The organism is Streptomyces sp. NRRL S-340, assembly GCF_000720185.1.
Lineage (GTDB): Bacteria > Actinomycetota > Actinomycetes > Streptomycetales > Streptomycetaceae > Streptomyces.
This window is the reverse complement of the sequence record NZ_JOIY01000034.1, coordinates 81,105-97,698: the sequence shown is the minus strand read 5'-3', so window position 1 is coordinate 97,698 and position 16,594 is coordinate 81,105. Positions and strand designations below refer to the sequence as shown.

Genomic DNA, 16,594 nt, shown 5'->3' with positions numbered 1-16,594 from the left:
ACTCGCTCAACTCGCTCAACTCCCGGTCATCTCGTAGGCGTTGACGCCGCGCCGCCAGACGGTCAGGGCGACGGCCAGGGCTCCCGCCGTCACCACCGGCAGCCACACCACCAGTCCCGTCGCGCCGGTCAGCAGGTAGACGCACGGCACGTAGGAGGTGAAGGCGAAGGGCAGCACCCAGGTCAGCAGGGCGCGCAGCGAGGAGTGGTAGATGTCCAGCGGGTAGGCGGCGAACTCGGACACCTGGCTCGCCGCGTACATCGACGGCAGGCTGGTCACGGTCCAGAAGGACAGCGAGGCGAAGAGCAGCTTCACGGCGGTGTGGATGAGCGCCCCGCACAGCACGAGCAGCGGTGCGACGGCCCACTGCAACGGCGTCAGGTGCAGGTCCAGTTCGCTGCCGGTCCAGCCCACCAGGGCGGCGCCGACGACCAGTTCGCCCAGGCCGTCGGGGTGGAAGAAGCGCTCCGACAGCAGCGAGAAGAGCGGGTTCACCGGGCGGATCAGATAGCGGTAGAACTCGCCGCGCTGCACGAGCTTGCGGCCCAGTTCCCACAGCTGGTCGGTGAAGAGGTGGTCCAGGCCGCGCGGCAGCAGCGAGAAGCCGAGCAGGAACAGCACCTCGTGGTAGGTCCAGCCGCCCACCGCCGGGACCTGGCGGAAGACCAGGCCCACCACCGCCGTCTGGAGTCCGACCCGCACCAGGAAGGCACCCGCCCCCAGGGCGAAGTCCATCCGGTACGCGGTCAGCCGGTGCAGCCCGACACCGCCGAGGAAGAACGCCAGGCGCACGTGGCGCCACACCGTCCGGGTCATCCGCCGAGCACCTCCAGCCGGCTCAGCGAGGCCCGCCACAGCACGGTGGTGAGCACCGTCAGGGCGGCCACCCAGCCCAGTTGCCGGGCGAGCACGTCGGCCGCGCCCGTCCAGCCGTCGTAGCGGCCGAGCAGCAGGGTCAGCGGGGCGTCGACCATGCCGCGGAAGGGCAGCGCGGAGGCGAGCGCCGCGAGCGGGCCCGGCATGAGCGCGATCGGCACCAGCTGACCGGCGAAGAAGGCGACCACGCTCTGCTTCACCATCCGCACCCCCCAGGTGTTGGTGGTGAGGAAGCCGGTCATCCCGGTCAGCAGGTTCACGAAGAAGGCGAGGAGGACGGAGAGCGCGGCCGAGACCAGGAACAGCGGCACGTCCGCCGGCCGGGGCACGGTCAGCGGCACCAGCAGGGCGAACAGGACGAGCACCGGCACCCCGACCAGCACGGCGTTGGCCGCGACCACGGGCAGACAGGCGAAGAACCGCACCACCGGGTAGCTGACCGGCCGCACCAGCATGACCGCGACGTCACCGCGGTACACCTCGGCGGCGACCTCGTCGTCCACCCGGTTGGCGTGCAGCACCTGGAGGACCTGGGCCATCAGCAGGTAGGTGGTGATGCCCTCGGCGGTGAAACCGCCCGGACCGCCGCCGGGCGGGGCGTCCGCGTACACCGCCCGCCACAGGAAGACGGTGACGGCGGCGCCGGCCGCGGCGGTGACCCCGGTCATGACGAACGTCGAGCGGTACTGGAGCAGCGACTGCAGGCCGCCGGTGGCGAAGGACAGGTAGGGGCGGACGCGCCCCAGGGGGCCGGGGCCGCGGACCTTTCCGGGGCCGGGCGCGCGGCCGGACGCGGATGCGTGCCCGGGTCCGTGGCCGGAGGCGGGTGCGGGTGCCGAGCCGGTCATACGGGACCACCGTCCTCCCGGGCGCCCGCGCCCGGGACGCGGTCCGCGGCCGGGACGTCGGCCGCGCCCGGGACGCCGGCCGGGACCGCCTCCCGCCGTCCGCCGCCGTAGATCTCGCGGAGCACGTCCTCCAGGTCCGGTTCGGGCGCGTAGCAGTCCGCCAGGTCGAAGCGGTCCAGGAGGAAGCCCAGCACCTGTCGCGAGGTGAGCCGCTCCACCGGGTACTCCACGCGGATCCGGCCGTCCTCGCCGGGCGAGGCCGTCACCCCCGGCAGTCCCCGCTCGATGTCCGCGCAGGCCGCCGCGGGGGCGGGGCCGCCGCGGTGGTCGAACACGACCGAGCGCCGGTCGGCGCCGCGCAGCAGGTCCCGGATGCTGCCCTGGTGCACCACCCGCCCCCGGTCCACGACCAGCGCGCTGTCGCAGATCGCGGCGATGTCGGTGATGTCGTGGCTGGTGAGCACGACCGTGGTGCCCAGCTCCCGGTGGACGTGGTTGACCAGGTGGCGCACCGCGTCCTTGAGGACCATGTCCAGGCCGATGGTCGGCTCGTCCCAGAACACCACCGCCGGGTCGTGCAGCAGGCTCGCCGCGATCTCGGCGCGCATCCGCTGGCCCAGGCTGAGCTGGCGCACGGGTGTGCCGCCGAGGGCGTCGATGTCCAGGAGTTCCCGGTACAGGGCGAGGTTGCGGCGGTAGACCGCGTCGGGGATGTCGTAGATCCTGCGCAGGATGCGGAAGGAGTCCGGCACGGACAGGTCCCACCACAGCTGGCTGCGCTGTCCGAAGACGACGCCGATGCCGCGCGCGTTGAGCTGCCGGTGCCGGTAGGGCTCGATGCCGCCGACCAGGCAGCGCCCGCTGGTGGGCGTCATGATGCCGGTGAGCATCTTGATCGTGGTGGACTTGCCGGCCCCGTTGGCGCCGATGTACGCCGTCTTCGAGCCGGCCGGGACGGTGAAGGACACGTCGTCGACCGCGCGCACGACGCGGTGCCGGCGGGTCAGCAGCGTGGACAGGCTGCCGGCCAGGCCGGACCTGCGTTCGGGGATCCGGAACTCCTTGACGAGGTTCTCCGCGACGATCACGACAGCACCCGCTCCATGGCCTGTTCGAGCAGTCGCACGCCCTCGTCCAGCAGCGGTTCGTCCAGGGTGAACGGCGGTGCCAGCCGCAGGATGTGCCCGCCGAGGGCGACCCGCAGACCCAGGTCGAGCGCGGTGGTGTACACCGCGCGGGCCAGGTCGGGCGCGGGGGTGCGGCTCGCCCGGTCGGTGACGAACTCCAGTCCGTACAGCAGTCCGATGCCGCGCACGTCACCGAGGTTGTCGAACCGCGCGTGCAGCGCCGCCAGCCGCTCGCGCAGCAGGTCCCCGAGGACCCGTACCCGCTCGATCAGCCGGTCGCGTTCGACGACCTCCAGGGTGGCGCGGGCGGCGGCGATGCCCAGCGGGTTGCCCGCGTACGTCGAGGCGTAGGCCCCCGCCCCGGCCGCCGCCGGATGGCGCAGCAGCTCCGAGCGCCCGGCCAGCACGGCGAACGGGAACCCGCTGGCCATCCCCTTGGACAGGGTCACCAGGTCGGGTTCGACGCCGAACTGCTCGCTGGCCAGGAACGTTCCGGTGCGGCCGCCGCCGGTCAGCACCTCGTCGGCGACGAGCAGCACCCCGTGGGAGCGGCACGCCTCCGCGATCTGCTCCCAGTAGCCCGGCGGCGGCACGACCACGCCGGCGGCGCCGAGCACGGGCTCGAAGACCAGCGCGGAGACGTTCGGCTTCTCGGCGATGTGCCGGCGCACCAGCGAGGCGCACCGCACCCCGCACGAGGGGTAGGTGAGTTCCAGCGGGCAGCGGTAGCAGTAGGCGGAGTACCCGAGCACGGAGTTGCCGGCGAACGCCTGGTGGCCGACGTCCCAGTGGACGAGCATCCGGGCGCCCATGGTCTTGCCGTGGAAGCCGCCGCGCAGCGCGCCGATCCGGTTGCGGCCGGGCGGCGCGGTCGCCTGCACCACGCGCAGCGCGGCCTCGACGACCTCGGCGCCGGTGGAGAACAGCGCATAGGTGTTCAGCTGTTCGGGCAGCAGCCGGGCCAGCAGGTCCAGGAGCGCGGCCCGCTCGGGTGTGGCCGAGTCGTGCACGTTCCACAGCCGGCCCGCCTGCTCGGTGAGCGCCCGGACGACCTCGGGGTGCCCGTGGCCCAGTGACTGGGTCAGGGTGCCCGCCGCGAAGTCGAGGTACTGGTTGCCGTCGAGATCGGTGAGGACGGGGCCGCGGCCCTCGGCGAACACCCGGCGCCCCACGGCGGCCTCCTCCGAGGCGCCCGGTGCCAGATGCCCGGCCTCCCGCTCCAGCCGTTCCCGCTGGTGCCGACCTGTCACGTACTGCCCCCAACTCATGTGTGCGAACTGCGCGCTGCGCCGCGCCGTTGGGCGATGCCGGTGGCGAGTCAAACACCAAAGACGCGCCCTCTGCAAGGACTTGCTGAAAATTTCAGAAGCGCCTTGCGCTGCTCGGCACACCTCTGCTTGAGTCAGGAACAGCTCAGCCGGTGACACCGCGACCCGCGTTCGAGGAGAGATCCGTGAGACCACAGACCCAGCCCCTTGCGCGACACCGGTGGCCGGTGTGAAAGCCCTGGTCCTGGCGGGCGGCACAGGCAGCAGACTGCGGCCCTTCACCCACACACGCGCCAAACAGCTCCTGCCCATCGCCAACAAACCCGTCCTCGCCTACGCCCTGCAGGCCATCGCCGAGGCGGGCATCGAGGAGGTGGGTGTCGTGGTCGGCGGCCACGCCGACGACATCCGCCAGGTGCTCGGCGACGGAGCGGCTTTCGGCGTGCGGGTGACCTACCTGCACCAGTCGGCGCCGCTCGGCCTCGCGCACGCGGTCCTGCTCGCCCGGGACTTCCTCGGCGACGACGACTTCCTGCTCTACCTCGGGGACAACTACCTGGAGGACGGTGTCAGCGGCTTCGTGCGCCGCGCCGCGGCCGGCCACGACGCCGCACGGCTGCTGCTCACCCCGGTGCCCGACCCGAGCGCCTTCGGCGTCGCCGAGGTCGACGACGGCGGACTGGTCCGGCGGCTGGAGGAGAAACCCGAGCACCCGGCCAGCGACCTCGCGCTCATCGGCGTCTACGCCTTCTCCCCGGCCGTGCACGAGGCGGTGCGCGCCATCCGGCCCTCCGGCCGCGGCGAGCTGGAGATCACCCACGCGGTGCAGTGGATGATCGACCGGGGCCTGGCCGTGCGCGGCGAGACGACCACCCGGCCCTGGCGCGACACCGGCAGCGTCGACGACATGCTGGAGGCCAACCGGCACGTCCTGGACCGGATCGAGGGGCGCGTCGACGGCAAGGTCGACCCGCACAGCGTGCTGGTGGGCCGGGTCCGTGTCGAGGAGGGCGCCGTCGTCAGGGGGTCGCGTATCGTCGGCCCCGTGGTGATCGGGGCGGGAGCCGTCGTCAGCAACTCCAGCGTCGGCCCCTACACCGCCATCGCCGAGGACTGCCGGATCGAGGACAGCGCGATCGGCTACTCCGTGCTCCTGCGGGGCGCGTGTGTGGAGGGTGCCGCCCGGATCGAGCAGTCACTCATCGGCCGCGAGGCGACCGTGGCCGCGGCGCCCCGGCTCCCGCAGGCCCACCGTCTCGTCATCGGCGACCACAGCAAGGTGCAGTTGTACTCATGACATCCCGCGTTCTCGTCACCGGCGGAGCCGGCTTCATCGGCTCCGCCTACGTCCGCACGCTGCTCGGCCCGGCCGGCCCGCCCGGCGTCGAGGTGACCGTGCTCGACAAACTCACCTACGCCGGCAGCCTCACCCGCCTCGACGCGGTCCGCGGGGACGGCCGGCTCACCTTCGTCGAGGGCGACGTGTGCGACCCGGCGACCGTGCGGAAGCTGGCCGCCGGGCACGACGACATCGTGCACTTCGCCGCCGAGTCCCACGTGGACCGCTCGATCGAGGACGGCTCCGGCTTCACCCGCACCAACGTGGTCGGCACCCAGACCCTCCTCGACGCCGCCCTGCGGCACGGCGTGCGCACCTTCGTGCAGATCTCCACCGACGAGGTCTACGGCTCGCTGCCCCGGGGCGCCGCCGTGGAGGACGACCCGCTGCGGCCCAGCTCGCCGTACGCGGCCTCCAAGGCGGCGGCCGACCTCATCGCGCTCGCCCACCACCACACCCGCGGCCTCGACGTCCGGGTGACCCGCTGCACCAACAACTTCGGCCCCTACCAGCACCCCGAGAAGGTCATCCCGCGCTTCGTGACCGCGCTGCTGACCGGCGGGAACCTGCCGGTGTACGGCGACGGCGCGCAGGTGCGCGACTGGCTGCACGTGGACGACCACGTGCACGCGGTGGAACTGGTGCGCACGGGGGGCCGGCCCGGCCGCGTCTACAACATCGGCGGCGGCACGGTGCTGACCAACCTGGACCTCGCGCACCGCCTGCTCGAACGGTGCGGCGCGGGCCCCGACCGCATCACGCACGTCACCGACCGGCCGGGGCACGACCGCCGGTACGCCGTCGACCACGGCCGGATCACCGCGGAACTCGGCTACCGGCCCCAGGTCGGCTTCGACGCCGCGCTGACCGGGACGGTGGACTGGTACCGCGCCCACCGCACGTGGTGGGAGCCGTTGCTGACCTCGTCCTGAACAGGGCCGTGGAAGAACGGGGGGAGAGGTGAGAAGGGGGAGGGGTGGGGGGACTGGGGTACTCCGGCCGGCCGGCCGGGCGCGTGGGGGTGACCCGGCGGCTGACCGGCGGACCAACCCCCCGACCGGGGGCCGGAGTTCGACGAACGTAGCATCGCTGAAATTTTTGCGAAAGGCCTTGCGGTGTTCTACGGGCGTCGATCGCCTGATGAACGGTCTTTTCCGCGGGAGGGGTTGACCCACGGTAATGCGGCGCCGTACGTTCTCGGCCGCAATCTCTTGCAGCAAGAAACATCGGCGGCAAGAGTCACACGGCCTTCTCCGGCACGGCGCGTTGCCACTCGAGGCTGCTGCTCCGGTGTCACCCCACCCCACGAACTGGAGAAAACATGGCCAGAAAGACCGTGGCCGCTGCACTCGCCGCCCTGGCGGGAGCCGCTGTGGCCGTCACGGCACCCACGCCCGCCCAGGCCGCGGCGCCGGGCGGCAAGGACGTCACCGCGGTGATGTTCGAGTGGAACTTCGCCTCCGTCGCCAAGGCCTGCACGGACGAGCTGGGCCCCGACGGGTACGGATACGTTCAGGTCTCCCCGCCGAACGAGCACATCCAGGGAAGTTCCTGGTGGACGGCCTACCAGCCGGTCAGCTACAAGATCGGCACCAAGCTCGGCGACCGCGCCGCGTTCAGGAGCATGGTCGACACCTGCCACGCCGCCGGCGTGAAGGTGGTCGCGGACACCGTGATCAACCACATGGCCAACGCCTCCGGCACCGGCACCGCGGGTTCGCCCTTCAGCAAGTACGACTACCCGGGCACGTACTCCGCCGCCGACATGGACGACTGCACCTCGCCGGTCACCAACTACGCGGACCGCTGGAACGTCCAGCACTGCGAGATGGGCGGCCTGCCCGACCTGGACACCGGCGAGGAGTACGTCCGCAAGACCATCGCCGGGTACATGAACGACCTGCTCTCCCTCGGCGTCGACGGCTTCCGCATCGACGCGGCCAAGCACATCCCCGAGGACGACCTCGCCAACATCAAGTCCCGGCTGACCTCCCCCGGCGTCTACTGGAAGCAGGAGACGATCGGCGCGGCCGGCGAGGCGGTGCAGCCGCCCGAGTACTACGGCACCGGCGACGTCCAGGAGTTCAACTACGCCTACGACCTCAAGCGGGTCTTCAACAACGAGAAGCTCTCGGAGCTGAAGAACTTCGGCGAGGACTGGGGCCTGGTCCGCTCCGACAAGGCCTCCGTGTTCATCACCAACCACGACACCGAGCGCAACGGCGGCACCCTCACCTACAAGGACGGCGCCAAGTACACCCTCGCACACGTCTTCATGCTGGCCTGGCCCTACGGCTCGCCCGACGTCCACTCCGGCTACGAGTTCAGCGACAAGGACGCCGGAGGCCCGGACAACGGGCAGGTCAACGCCTGCTACACCGACGGCTGGAAGTGCGAGCACGCCTGGCGCGAGATCGCGAGCATGGTCAAGCTCCGCAACACGGCCGCCGGGACCGCGGTGACCGACTGGTGGGACAACGGCGGCAACCAGATCGCCTTCGGCCGCGGTGACAAGGCCTACGTCGCCATCAACCACGAGGGCTCCGCACTGACCCGCACCTTCCAGACCTCCCTGCCGGCCGGCGACTACTGCGACGTGCAGAGCGGCAAGGGCGTCACCGTGAACTCCTCCGGGCAGTTCACCGCCACGCTCGGCGCCGACTCCGCGCTCGCCCTGCACGTCGGCGCGAAGACCTGCGGCGGCTCCGGCAACGGCGGCGGCGACGGCGGCAGCACCGCCACCGGCGCGTCCTTCCACGTCAACGCCACCACCCAGTGGGGCCAGAACATCTACGTCACCGGGGACAACGCCGCGCTCGGCAACTGGAACACCGCCAACGCCCTGAAGCTGGACCCCGCGAGCTACCCCGTGTGGAAGCTGGACGTCTCCCTGCCCGCGGGCACGGCCTTCCAGTACAAGTACCTCCGCAAGGACGCGAGCGGCAACGTCACCTGGGAGAGCGGCGCCAACCGCACCGCCACCGTCGGCACCGGCGGCCTGCTCACCCTGAACGACACCTGGCGCGGCTGACCGCCGTACAGCGGGAAGCCGCCCACCCGGGCGGCTGACCGCCGCACGGCACGAGCCGCCACCAGGTCCCGGCACGGGCCGGTGCCCCCTCAGCGAGGGGCCACCGGCCCGTGTGCCCGTACCGAGAAGACGAGGAGAGACCTCACGTGGCCGGCACCGTCCGCCGTAACACAACCGCCCTGGCCCTCGCCCTGTCCGCCGCACTGCTGTCGCCCCTGGCGCCCCCGGCCTCGGCCGCACTCCCGCCCGCGTCCCCGGCCCCGCCCTCGGACGCCCGGCTCGCCGCGCAGTCCGCCCGCCCGGCCGACAGCAGGGAGCAGTTCTACCTCCTGCTGCCCGACCGGTTCGCCGACGGCTCCCCGGCCAACGACCGAGGCGGTCTGACCGGCGACCGCCTCACCACCGGGTACGACCCCACCGACAAGGACTTCTTCCAGGGCGGCGACCTGCGCGGCGTCATCGACCGCCTCGACTACATCAAGGGCCTGGGCACCACCGCCATCTGGCTGGCCCCGGTGTTCCGCAACAAGCCCGTCACCGTACGCGACGGCAGGGCCACCGCGAACTACCACGGCTACGCCATCACCGACTTCACCCGCGTCGACCCGCACTTCGGCACCGAGGCCGACCTCACCGAACTCATCGGCAAGGCCCACCGCAAGGGCATGAAGGTCTTCTTCGACGTCATCACCAACCACACCGCCGACACCATCGACTACGCCGAACAGCAATACGGCTACCGCAGCAAGGGCGCCTACCCCTACCTCGACACCACCGGCCGCCCCTTCGACGACGCCCAGGGGATGCGGCCGACGGACGCGGGCGGCGCCCCCTACACCCCCCGCACCTCCACCGACCCGCGCGACCGCAAGGTCCCCGACTGGCTCAACGATCCCGCGATGTACCACAACCGCGGCAACTCCACCTTCGCCGGGGAGAGCGCCCTCTACGGCGACTTCCAGGGCATGGACGACCTGTGGACCGAACGCCCCGAGGTCGTCCGCGGCATGGAGAAGATCTACGAGAAGTGGGTCAGGGACTACCGCGTGGACGGCTTCCGCGTCGACACCGCCAAGAACGTCGGCATGGACTTCTGGACGCAGTGGGCCACCGCGCTCGACCGCTACGCCGCACAGCACGGACGCCCGCACTTCTTCCTCTTCGGCGAGGCCTTCTCCGCCGACCCCGCCATCACCGCCCCCTACGTCACGCAGGGCCGGCTCGACTCCACCCTCGACTTCCCCTTCCAGGCCGCCGCCCGCAACTTCGCCTCCCGCGGCGGCCCCGCCGACGACCTCGCCCACGTCTTCGCGCAGGACTACCGCTACGGCACCGACAAGACCGACGCCTACAGCGAGGTCACCTTCCTCGGCAGCCACGACATGGGCCGCATCGGCACCTTCCTCGCCCAGGACAACCCGGGCGCCGGCGACGCGGAACTGCTGCGCCGCGACCGCCTCGCCCACGAGCTGATGTTCCTCTCCCGCGGCAACCCGGTGATCTACTCCGGTGACGAACAGGGCTTCACCGGCGCGGGCGGAGACGTCGACGCCCGCCAGACGATGTTCGCCTCCCGCGTCCCCGACTACCTCGACGACGACGAGATCGGCACCGACCGCACCGCCGCCTCGGACTCCTACGACACCGCCCACCCCCTCTACCGGGCCGTCGCCGCCCTCTCCCGGCTGACCCGGCGCCACCCCGCGCTGCGCGACGGCGTGCAGACCGAGCGGTACGCCCAGGGCTCCGTGTACGCCGTCACCCGCACCGGCCTGCAGGAGCAGCGCCCCTACCTCGTCGCGTTCAACAACGCGGACCGGGCGAAGACCGTCACCGTCCCGACCGGCACGGCGAACACGGAGTTCCGGGCGCTGTACGGCACCACCGGCACCGTGCGCGGCGGCGCCGACGGCAAGGTCACCGTGACCGTACCGGCCTGGTCCTCGGTCGTGTTCCGGGCGGCGAAGCGGCTGCCCGCACCCGCGGCCCGCCCCGCCCTCACGCTGCACGCCCCGGCCGCCGGAGCGCACGGCACCGTGGAGATCAGCGCGGACACCGGCGGCGGGGAACTCGACCGCGTCGTCTTCGCCGCGCAGACCGGCAGCGGCGCATGGCGGACGCTCGGCACCGCCGACCACGCCCCCTACACGATCACCCAGCACCTTTCCGCCGACGTGGCCGCCGGAACCCCCCTGCGGTACAAGGCGGTCGTCGTCGACCGCGCCGGACGCACCGCCGGCGCCCTGGCGTCCACCACCGCGGGCGCCACCCCGGCGGCCGCGAGACCCACGGCGGCCCGCCACCGCGCCGTCGTCCACTACCACCGCGCCGACGGCGACTACACCGGCCTCACCCTGCGCACCGCCGACGGCCGCACCGCACCGTTCACCGGCCGCGACGCCTATGGTGCCTTCGCCTGGTTCGAACCGGCCGCCGGCACCACCGCCGTCCGCTTCACCGTCGAGAAGAACGGCACCGCCGACGGACCCGCCCGCACCCTGGACTTCGCCGCCGCGGCCGAGGTGTGGACCGCCCAGGGCAGCGACAGCGTGGAGGCGGCCCGGCCCACCGGCGCCTACCCGCCGCAGGACCCGGCCAAGGCGGTCATCCACTACCACCGCGCGGACGGCGACTACACCGGCTGGGGCCTGCACGCCTGGACGGGCGCCGCCCACCCGCCGGAGTGGAACGACCCCGTCCGGCCGGTCGGCCAGGACTCCTTCGGCCTCGTCTTCGAGGTCCCGCTGACCGCCCACGCGGACTCCCTCAGCTACATCCTGCACAAGAAGGAGGAGAAGGACGTCCCCGTCGACGAGGCCCTCGACTTCTCCCTGTACGGGCACGAGGTGTGGCGGGTGGCAGGCGACCCGGACTACCTGGCCCCGTCGCTCGCCGGCGCGTTCGGCCTGGACCTCACCGCCTCCGCCGCGACCTGGCTCGACGACACGACCGTCGTGTGGCAGGGCACCGGAACGGGCGTCGCCGGCCAGCAGCTCGTCTACGCCCCGCACGGCGGCATCACCGTCCAGGACGGCGCGCTGTCCGACGAGGGGTACTGGCTGCGCCTGATCCCCACCACCCTGACCGCGGCACAACGGGCCGCCCACCCGCGGTACGCCGACCAGCAGGCCTTCACCGTCGACCCGCGCGACCGCGGCCGGATCGCCGACGCACGGGCCGCCGCCCAGGTCATCGCCACCCAGCGCGCCGACGACGGCGCCCTGCTCGCCGCCACCACGGTCCGGCGCCCCTGACCGCTCACCCCTGGCGCCCCGTCCGCGCGGCCCCCGGCGCCCCCGACCGCTCACCTTCCGGTGACGGGACCGCTCACACCACGGTGGCGGCACCGTCAGGGGGACTCACCGCTCCCTTCCCCGCCCGGGCCGCCCGCCGGGGCCGCCCGCCGGGGAAGGGGGCGGGGTCCCGGGCCGAGTCCGGTGCGCACCTCCCAGCTCAGCCGTGCGCGGCCGTGGGCCCGTCCGCCGGCGTACAGGACGGCCTCCAACTCGACGCCGAAGCGGCGCGCGTGGCCGGGGGCCCGCAGGAAACTGACGTCGAGCGTCACCGACAGCGGGTCCGAACCGGTGTCCGGGAGCCCCGCGAAGGAGGGCTCGACACAGAGGTTTCACGCAGGACGGACGGGTGGTCCACCGGGACGTCGTAGAAGCGGTGCGAGACGTGGATGAGGGCCTGGCGCACCGTCTCGATCAGGAAGAACGGGTCGCTCTCGCCGTCCTCGGAGCGCCGGTAGAGCCGGTGGTCGGCCGGCCAGCGGGCGCCGACCGCGAACCGGTCGTCGTCCAGCCGCACCGCGTCGGTCAGCAGGACCTCGGCGGACGAGGTCTTGTGCACCAGGGGGCGCGGGACGAGGCGGGTGTGGTCGGGGATCCCTTGCAGGCCCGGTGCATCCCGGTCGGCGCGGGAACCGGCATCGGTTGCCGTGTCCGGAAGAACCGTGTTGTGGCGACGTTCACGTACGGACTCCATCCCCCTGAGAAAGGCCGTGAGGTCGTGCCGGGCGGCGGTCACGCCCGGTGCCCGGACGATCATGCTGAGCAGCAGGCCCGAAAAGCAATGGCCTTCAGAAGAGGCCCCCGGGCCACCCCCCACGGCACGGGTGACAGCACCCCGTCACAGATGAAAGATGGACCACGTGACCACATCCCCTCCCCCCTCCTTCCCGGTGCCGAAGTTCACCGTCGCGCAGGGCCCGGACCCGCGGCAGGACCGGGCGATCCGGACCAAGGCCCTGGTGCTGAGTGCCGCGGCGGAACTCTTCTCCGAGAAGGGCTTCAAACAGACCTCGGTCAAGGACGTCGCCGACCGGATGGGCATGACGAAGGGGGCCGTCTACTTCCACTACCCCACGAAGGAAGCGCTCGCCCTCGCGGTCGTCGAAGAACTGTACGAACGCTGGCCGGCCCTGCTCGCCGAGGTCCAGGAGCAGACGCCCTCCCCGCTGCGGGCCGCCGAGGAGATCTTCAACCGGGCCGCGGTCCTCTTCCGCGACGACCCGCTCGTCCAGGGCGGCGCGCGGCTCCAGATCGAGCGCCCCCTCATCGACGCCGAACTCCCCGTGCCCTACGTCGGCTGGACCGTGATGATCACCGGCCTGCTGGTGGCCGCCCGCGACGCCGGTGAACTGCGCGAGGGCGTCGACCCCGAGGCGGCGGCCCGCACGCTGACCGCCGCGTTCTTCGGCACCCAGCACATCTCGGACGTCCAGCGGCGCTGGGCGGACGTGGTGGAACGCTGGGAGGAGGTCCGTGACCTCACCTTCTATGCGATCCGCGCCACACCGTCCGCGTGACACCGTGCGCGTGACACCATCCGCGTGACGACTCACGCATGTCACCCCGGACGTCGGACCCCGGACGTCGTATGCCGGACGCCGTGGGGGTCGTCCGGGTTGTCTCCGCGGGTACTCAAGCTCCGCTGAGTACCCGCGCCCATGTGCCGGGCCGGGCCTTCGGCGAGGCTGTACCGGAGTCCTTCGGTTCTCTTCGGTCCTAAAGGAGACACCAGACATGCGGAACCTCCGACGGGGAGCGGCACTCGCCGCGGTCGGCGCCATGGCCTTCGCCACGCTCACGGCGTGCTCGATGGACGAGGCGGTGTGCGGCGGCGGTGAATACCCGGTCCAGGCGGTGGGCGGCACAGGCAGCGCGTGCACCCCGAAGGGCAAGGAGCCGCCGGCGGGCTACGTCCGTTACCCCGCGGGCAAGGAGCCCAAGACGGTCGGGGACAAGTGGGACGAGTACTGGAACAGCCACGTGATCGACAAGAACGGCAACGTCAGGAAGGCCAAGGACGGCGAGTAGCGGCGCCGTCGGACGTGTGCCGGCGGGCGCGCTCACGGACGCCTGCGGGCGGCCCCCACGCGCGTGCCGGCGTTCCTCGTGGAGAGGTGCGGGCGGCCCTTCACGGATGCGTGCGGGTGCGCCTCACGGACGCGTGCGGGCGGCGTCCGCGGACGTGTCGGTGCCGCCGGCAGTGGGCGGAGGTCCTCGGCGGCGCGAGTGTGCCTTCGGCGGCGGGCGTACGCCGCACCGGCCGGAGGGTTCTCCGGACCGGCCGGCGGGCGTACGCCGCGCGCCCGCGGGATCAGGCCCAGCAGCCGTTCACGGTCGCGGCCAGGCCGTCCATCGCGTCCTTGGTGTCGCTCGGGGCGGCCGTCGCGCCGTTCTCCACGAAGGAGAAGACCCTCCACTCGCCGCTCTCGGTCCGGGTCAGACCGCTCAGGGCGATCGCTCCGGTCAGGGTGCCCGTCTTCGCCTGCACCTTGCCGACGGCGCACTGCGAATGCGGGTCGTCGAAGCGGCCCCATTCCGGGCCGAGGGTGCTGCCGGCCTCACCGGCGACGGGCAGGCCCTCCAGGATCGAGCCCAGCGTGTGCGCGTAGCGGTCTTCGGTGAGCAGTTCGAGGAGCTGCGCGAGGGTGGCGGCGGGGATCCGGTCGGCCCGTGACAGGCCGCTGCCGTCGTGGATCTCGAAGTTCTCCAGGGACACGCCGTAGTGCCTGCTCAGCACATGGCGTACGACCTCGGTGCCGCCCTCGAAGGTGGCGGGCCGTCCCGCTCTCAGCGCGGTCATGCGCAGCAGGGTCTCGGCGATGTTGTTGTCGCTGGTCTTGAGCATCTTCTTGACGACGTCCGCCAGCGGGGCCGAGGTGTGGTGGCCCACCGGAACGTCGGTGCGGCGGGCCGTGGCGCGGGTGACGTCGCCGTCCACGGTGACGCCCTGCGCGGCGACCAGTTTCGCGAAGGCCTGCCCGGCGTCGACGGAGGTGTCCTGGACGCCGTGGCCGTCGACGACGAGGGCGCGGACCGGGGCGACGGTGTCCGGGTAGTAGCCGTCGTTCCAGCCGGCGGCCAGGGTCGGTTCGGGGAACAGGCTGTCGTCCACGGCGACCTTCACCGAGGACAGGCCCGCCTTCTTCAGCCCGGCGACCGCCGTCCGCGCCAGCTCGCCGAGGTCGTCGCCGGTGAGGGTGCGGTCACCGCCTCCGACCAGCTTCAGGGTGCCGTCGCCGTAGACGACCTTCGTGGTGAACCGGTGCTGCGGGCCCAGCACGGTCAGCGCCGCGGTCGCCGTGGCCAGTTTGGCGTTGGAGGCGGGCATCAGCGCGGTGGAGGCGTGGTGGTCCCACAGGGTGGAGTCGGAGTCGGCGTCGAGGACCACGCCGCTGACGTCGGAGCCCAGGCGCTGGTCGAGCACCCGGGCGTCGAGGTTCGCGGCCATCTGCTGGTCATCGGTGACGGTGGCGGTGGTGCCGGTGGCGGGGGTGCCTTCGGCGTGGTCCGGCGCGCTGTGCCCGGCCGCGGTCGCGGTGTCGTTGCCCGCCGCGAAGGCCGAGGTGCCGGCGAGCGCGGCCGAGGCGACGGGCACCGCCATCGCGAGCACCACGGCCCGCCGGACACCCGTTCCGCCCTGCTTCGTCTTCCGGTGCCGACGACGGCCGCCCGGGGTGTACGTGGTCATATGTGTTTCCGCTGCCGTATCACTCATGCATATCCAGATTTCGAGTACGGGACGTCAGGTAGGACGATCGGCGCGCACCCTACCACCCGTCAGATATGACATGTTCGAGGAAAACAGCCGCACGTGGGGGAGCGGTGAAAGGTCTGGCGGCATGTTGAACCAGGTGTGAAGGAACCATGGCAGGGGCCGGGAAAATGCCGGGGGGACCCCACCCGGAGGGGCCGGAGCACGCGCGTCGCGGGGCAGTTCGGCAGGTTCGGGAAGGCAGGCCGACGGATCCCGAAGGGGCAGACCGGCAGGTGTTCCGGGGTGGTACAGAAGGTGTTTCGGGGCTGTCTGCGAGGTATTTCGGGGCAGCTGGGAAAGTGTTTCGTGCGGGGTCGGCAGGTATGCGTTCGATCGGTCCGGGCAGGCTCGGCGGGTGTGCGTAGACTGACTCAGGTTTCTTGTACGGGGACCGTGCGTGTCCGCGCCCTCCGCCCGGCACGTACGCCCGCGCACACCCCCCTGAAGGACACGGAAAGTGGAGGCTTGCGCTGATGAGGTCCGCGCGCCGGGGATTCGTGTGGCCCGCCGCGTGCACCTGGTCCGCCGTGGCCGGGCTGGCCGTCGCGGGATGCTGGCTCCACGGCCGGCACGGTGAGCCGCCGGCCCGGGCCGACCGGGTGGCCGTCGGCCGCGTGTGCCGTTCCTCCCTCCCGCGCGGCATGGAACTGTCCTGCGGTACGTACGGGTTCGGCGACGTGCGCTACGTCTGCCCCGCCGGGAGCCGGGACGGCGAGCGGTGCGCGCGGACGTCGAGGGTGACGGTGCGCAACTCCGGCCGTTCCCTGGTGTACGTCACGTGCATCGCGGGCCGTGGGCAGGGCGCGCGCGAGCAGGGTCCGCAGCAGGCGGTCCGGCCGGGCCACGAGGTGACCCTGCGCCCCGGCGGGGGACGGCTGCTGTTCGACATCACGCTGAAGGGCGCGGACGACGGCCCGAACAGCCTGGAAGTGGTCGGCTTGCGATGACGGAGACCGGTGGCGACCGGACCGCGGCCGACGCGGCCGTGAGGCGGGCGTACGGGTACCGACCGTCGCTGACCTGGTGATTCGCGGCATACCACCTCAAAGGGCCGAACA

At 72.2% G+C, this 16,594-nt stretch carries 14 protein-coding genes; 7 read left to right on the top strand and 7 right to left on the bottom strand.

Going from position 1 to position 16,594, the window contains the following annotated elements; genetic code table 11:
• Positions 1-15: 15 nt before the first annotated feature.
• Genes IG64_RS25785 through IG64_RS25770 form a run of 4 tightly spaced genes read right to left on the bottom strand, consistent with a single transcriptional unit; the run spans position 16 to position 4,101 of the window.
• Positions 16-816: an ABC transporter permease gene (locus IG64_RS25785; RefSeq protein ID WP_051813340.1), complete on the bottom strand. Its 801-nt coding sequence runs from the start codon at positions 814-816 to the stop codon at positions 16-18.
• Positions 813-1,724 carry an ABC transporter permease gene (locus tag IG64_RS25780; RefSeq protein ID WP_078884219.1) on the bottom strand — a complete coding sequence of 304 codons (912 nt, stop codon included), beginning with the start codon at positions 1,722-1,724 and terminating at the stop codon, positions 813-815. Before IG64_RS25780 ends, IG64_RS25785 begins: the two co-directional genes overlap by 4 nt.
• Entirely contained in the window at positions 1,721-2,812 is a 1,092-nt protein-coding gene (locus IG64_RS25775) for an ABC transporter ATP-binding protein (protein ID WP_078884218.1), read from the bottom strand. Before IG64_RS25775 ends, IG64_RS25780 begins: the two co-directional genes overlap by 4 nt.
• On the bottom strand, positions 2,809-4,101 hold the full coding sequence (locus IG64_RS25770) for an aspartate aminotransferase family protein (protein WP_234438611.1): 1,293 nt from the start codon (positions 4,099-4,101) through the stop codon (positions 2,809-2,811). Before IG64_RS25770 ends, IG64_RS25775 begins: the two co-directional genes overlap by 4 nt.
• 247 nt (positions 4,102-4,348) lie before the next feature.
• On the opposite strand from IG64_RS25770, the gene IG64_RS25765 reads away from it, so the two are divergent.
• The 4 genes from IG64_RS25765 (at position 4,349) to IG64_RS25750 (ending at position 11,743) form a co-directional block, all read left to right on the top strand.
• Positions 4,349-5,416 (top strand): glucose-1-phosphate thymidylyltransferase, encoded by a 1,068-nt coding sequence (locus IG64_RS25765; protein WP_037860495.1) that lies wholly within the window; start codon positions 4,349-4,351, stop codon positions 5,414-5,416.
• Entirely contained in the window at positions 5,413-6,390 is a 978-nt protein-coding gene (gene rfbB / locus IG64_RS25760; protein ID WP_037860430.1) for a dTDP-glucose 4,6-dehydratase, read from the top strand. Before IG64_RS25765 ends, rfbB begins: the two co-directional genes overlap by 4 nt.
• Positions 6,391-6,779: 389 nt before the next feature.
• Positions 6,780-8,489 (top strand): carbohydrate-binding module family 20 domain-containing protein, encoded by a 1,710-nt coding sequence (locus IG64_RS25755; RefSeq protein ID WP_037860429.1) that lies wholly within the window; start codon positions 6,780-6,782, stop codon positions 8,487-8,489.
• Positions 8,490-8,635: 146 nt separating this feature from the next.
• Complete coding sequence (locus tag IG64_RS25750; protein ID WP_051813339.1) at positions 8,636-11,743, top strand: alpha-amylase family glycosyl hydrolase; 3,108 nt, start codon at positions 8,636-8,638, stop codon at positions 11,741-11,743.
• A 95-nt stretch (positions 11,744-11,838) separates the two neighbouring features.
• Here the strand turns inward: IG64_RS25750 and IG64_RS37690 are convergent, their stop codons facing one another.
• On the bottom strand, positions 11,839-12,054 hold the full coding sequence (locus IG64_RS37690; protein WP_051813338.1) for a hypothetical protein: 216 nt from the start codon (positions 12,052-12,054) through the stop codon (positions 11,839-11,841).
• Positions 12,051-12,476 carry an AfsA-related hotdog domain-containing protein gene (locus IG64_RS25745; RefSeq protein ID WP_158771636.1) on the bottom strand — a complete coding sequence of 142 codons (426 nt, stop codon included), beginning with the start codon at positions 12,474-12,476 and terminating at the stop codon, positions 12,051-12,053. The genes IG64_RS37690 and IG64_RS25745 overlap by 4 nt, the downstream gene beginning before the upstream one ends.
• Positions 12,477-12,642: 166 nt before the next feature.
• Between IG64_RS25745 and IG64_RS25740 the strand changes: the two genes are divergently transcribed.
• Both IG64_RS25740 and IG64_RS25735 read left to right on the top strand, forming a co-directional pair.
• Complete coding sequence (locus tag IG64_RS25740) at positions 12,643-13,299, top strand: ScbR family autoregulator-binding transcription factor (RefSeq protein ID WP_051813356.1); 657 nt, start codon at positions 12,643-12,645, stop codon at positions 13,297-13,299.
• Between the two features lie 217 nt (positions 13,300-13,516).
• Positions 13,517-13,810, top strand: coding sequence for an SCO0607 family lipoprotein (locus IG64_RS25735; RefSeq protein WP_037860424.1), 294 nt, complete (start codon positions 13,517-13,519; stop codon positions 13,808-13,810).
• Between the two features lie 283 nt (positions 13,811-14,093).
• Here IG64_RS25735 and dacB read toward each other — a convergent pair whose 3' ends face one another.
• The gene (gene dacB, locus IG64_RS25730) at positions 14,094-15,497 is read right to left on the bottom strand and encodes a D-alanyl-D-alanine carboxypeptidase/D-alanyl-D-alanine-endopeptidase (RefSeq protein WP_037860423.1); all 1,404 of its coding nucleotides are present in this window, start codon (positions 15,495-15,497) and stop codon (positions 14,094-14,096) included.
• Positions 15,498-16,009: 512 nt separating this feature from the next.
• Between dacB and IG64_RS25725 the strand changes: the two genes are divergently transcribed.
• Positions 16,010-16,483 (top strand): hypothetical protein, encoded by a 474-nt coding sequence (locus tag IG64_RS25725; protein WP_037860421.1) that lies wholly within the window; start codon positions 16,010-16,012, stop codon positions 16,481-16,483.
• The last annotated feature ends 111 nt before the right edge of the window (positions 16,484-16,594 follow it).

Excerpts from the sequence above, each read along its gene's own strand:
- rfbB (WP_037860430.1), top strand. The coding sequence starts at position 5,413 with ATGACATCCCGCGTTCTCGTCACCGGCGGAGCCGGCTTCATCGGCTCC.
- IG64_RS25735 (WP_037860424.1), top strand. The coding sequence starts at position 13,517 with ATGCGGAACCTCCGACGGGGAGCGGCACTCGCCGCGGTCGGCGCCATG.
- IG64_RS25780 (WP_078884219.1), bottom strand. The coding sequence starts at position 1,724 with ATGACCGGCTCGGCACCCGCACCCGCCTCCGGCCACGGACCCGGGCAC.
- IG64_RS25755 (WP_037860429.1), top strand. The coding sequence starts at position 6,780 with ATGGCCAGAAAGACCGTGGCCGCTGCACTCGCCGCCCTGGCGGGAGCC.
- dacB (WP_037860423.1), bottom strand. The coding sequence starts at position 15,497 with ATGAGTGATACGGCAGCGGAAACACATATGACCACGTACACCCCGGGC.
- IG64_RS25745 (WP_158771636.1), bottom strand. The coding sequence starts at position 12,476 with ATGGAGTCCGTACGTGAACGTCGCCACAACACGGTTCTTCCGGACACG.
- IG64_RS25725 (WP_037860421.1), top strand. The coding sequence starts at position 16,010 with ATGAGGTCCGCGCGCCGGGGATTCGTGTGGCCCGCCGCGTGCACCTGG.
- IG64_RS25785 (WP_051813340.1), bottom strand. The coding sequence starts at position 816 with ATGACCCGGACGGTGTGGCGCCACGTGCGCCTGGCGTTCTTCCTCGGC.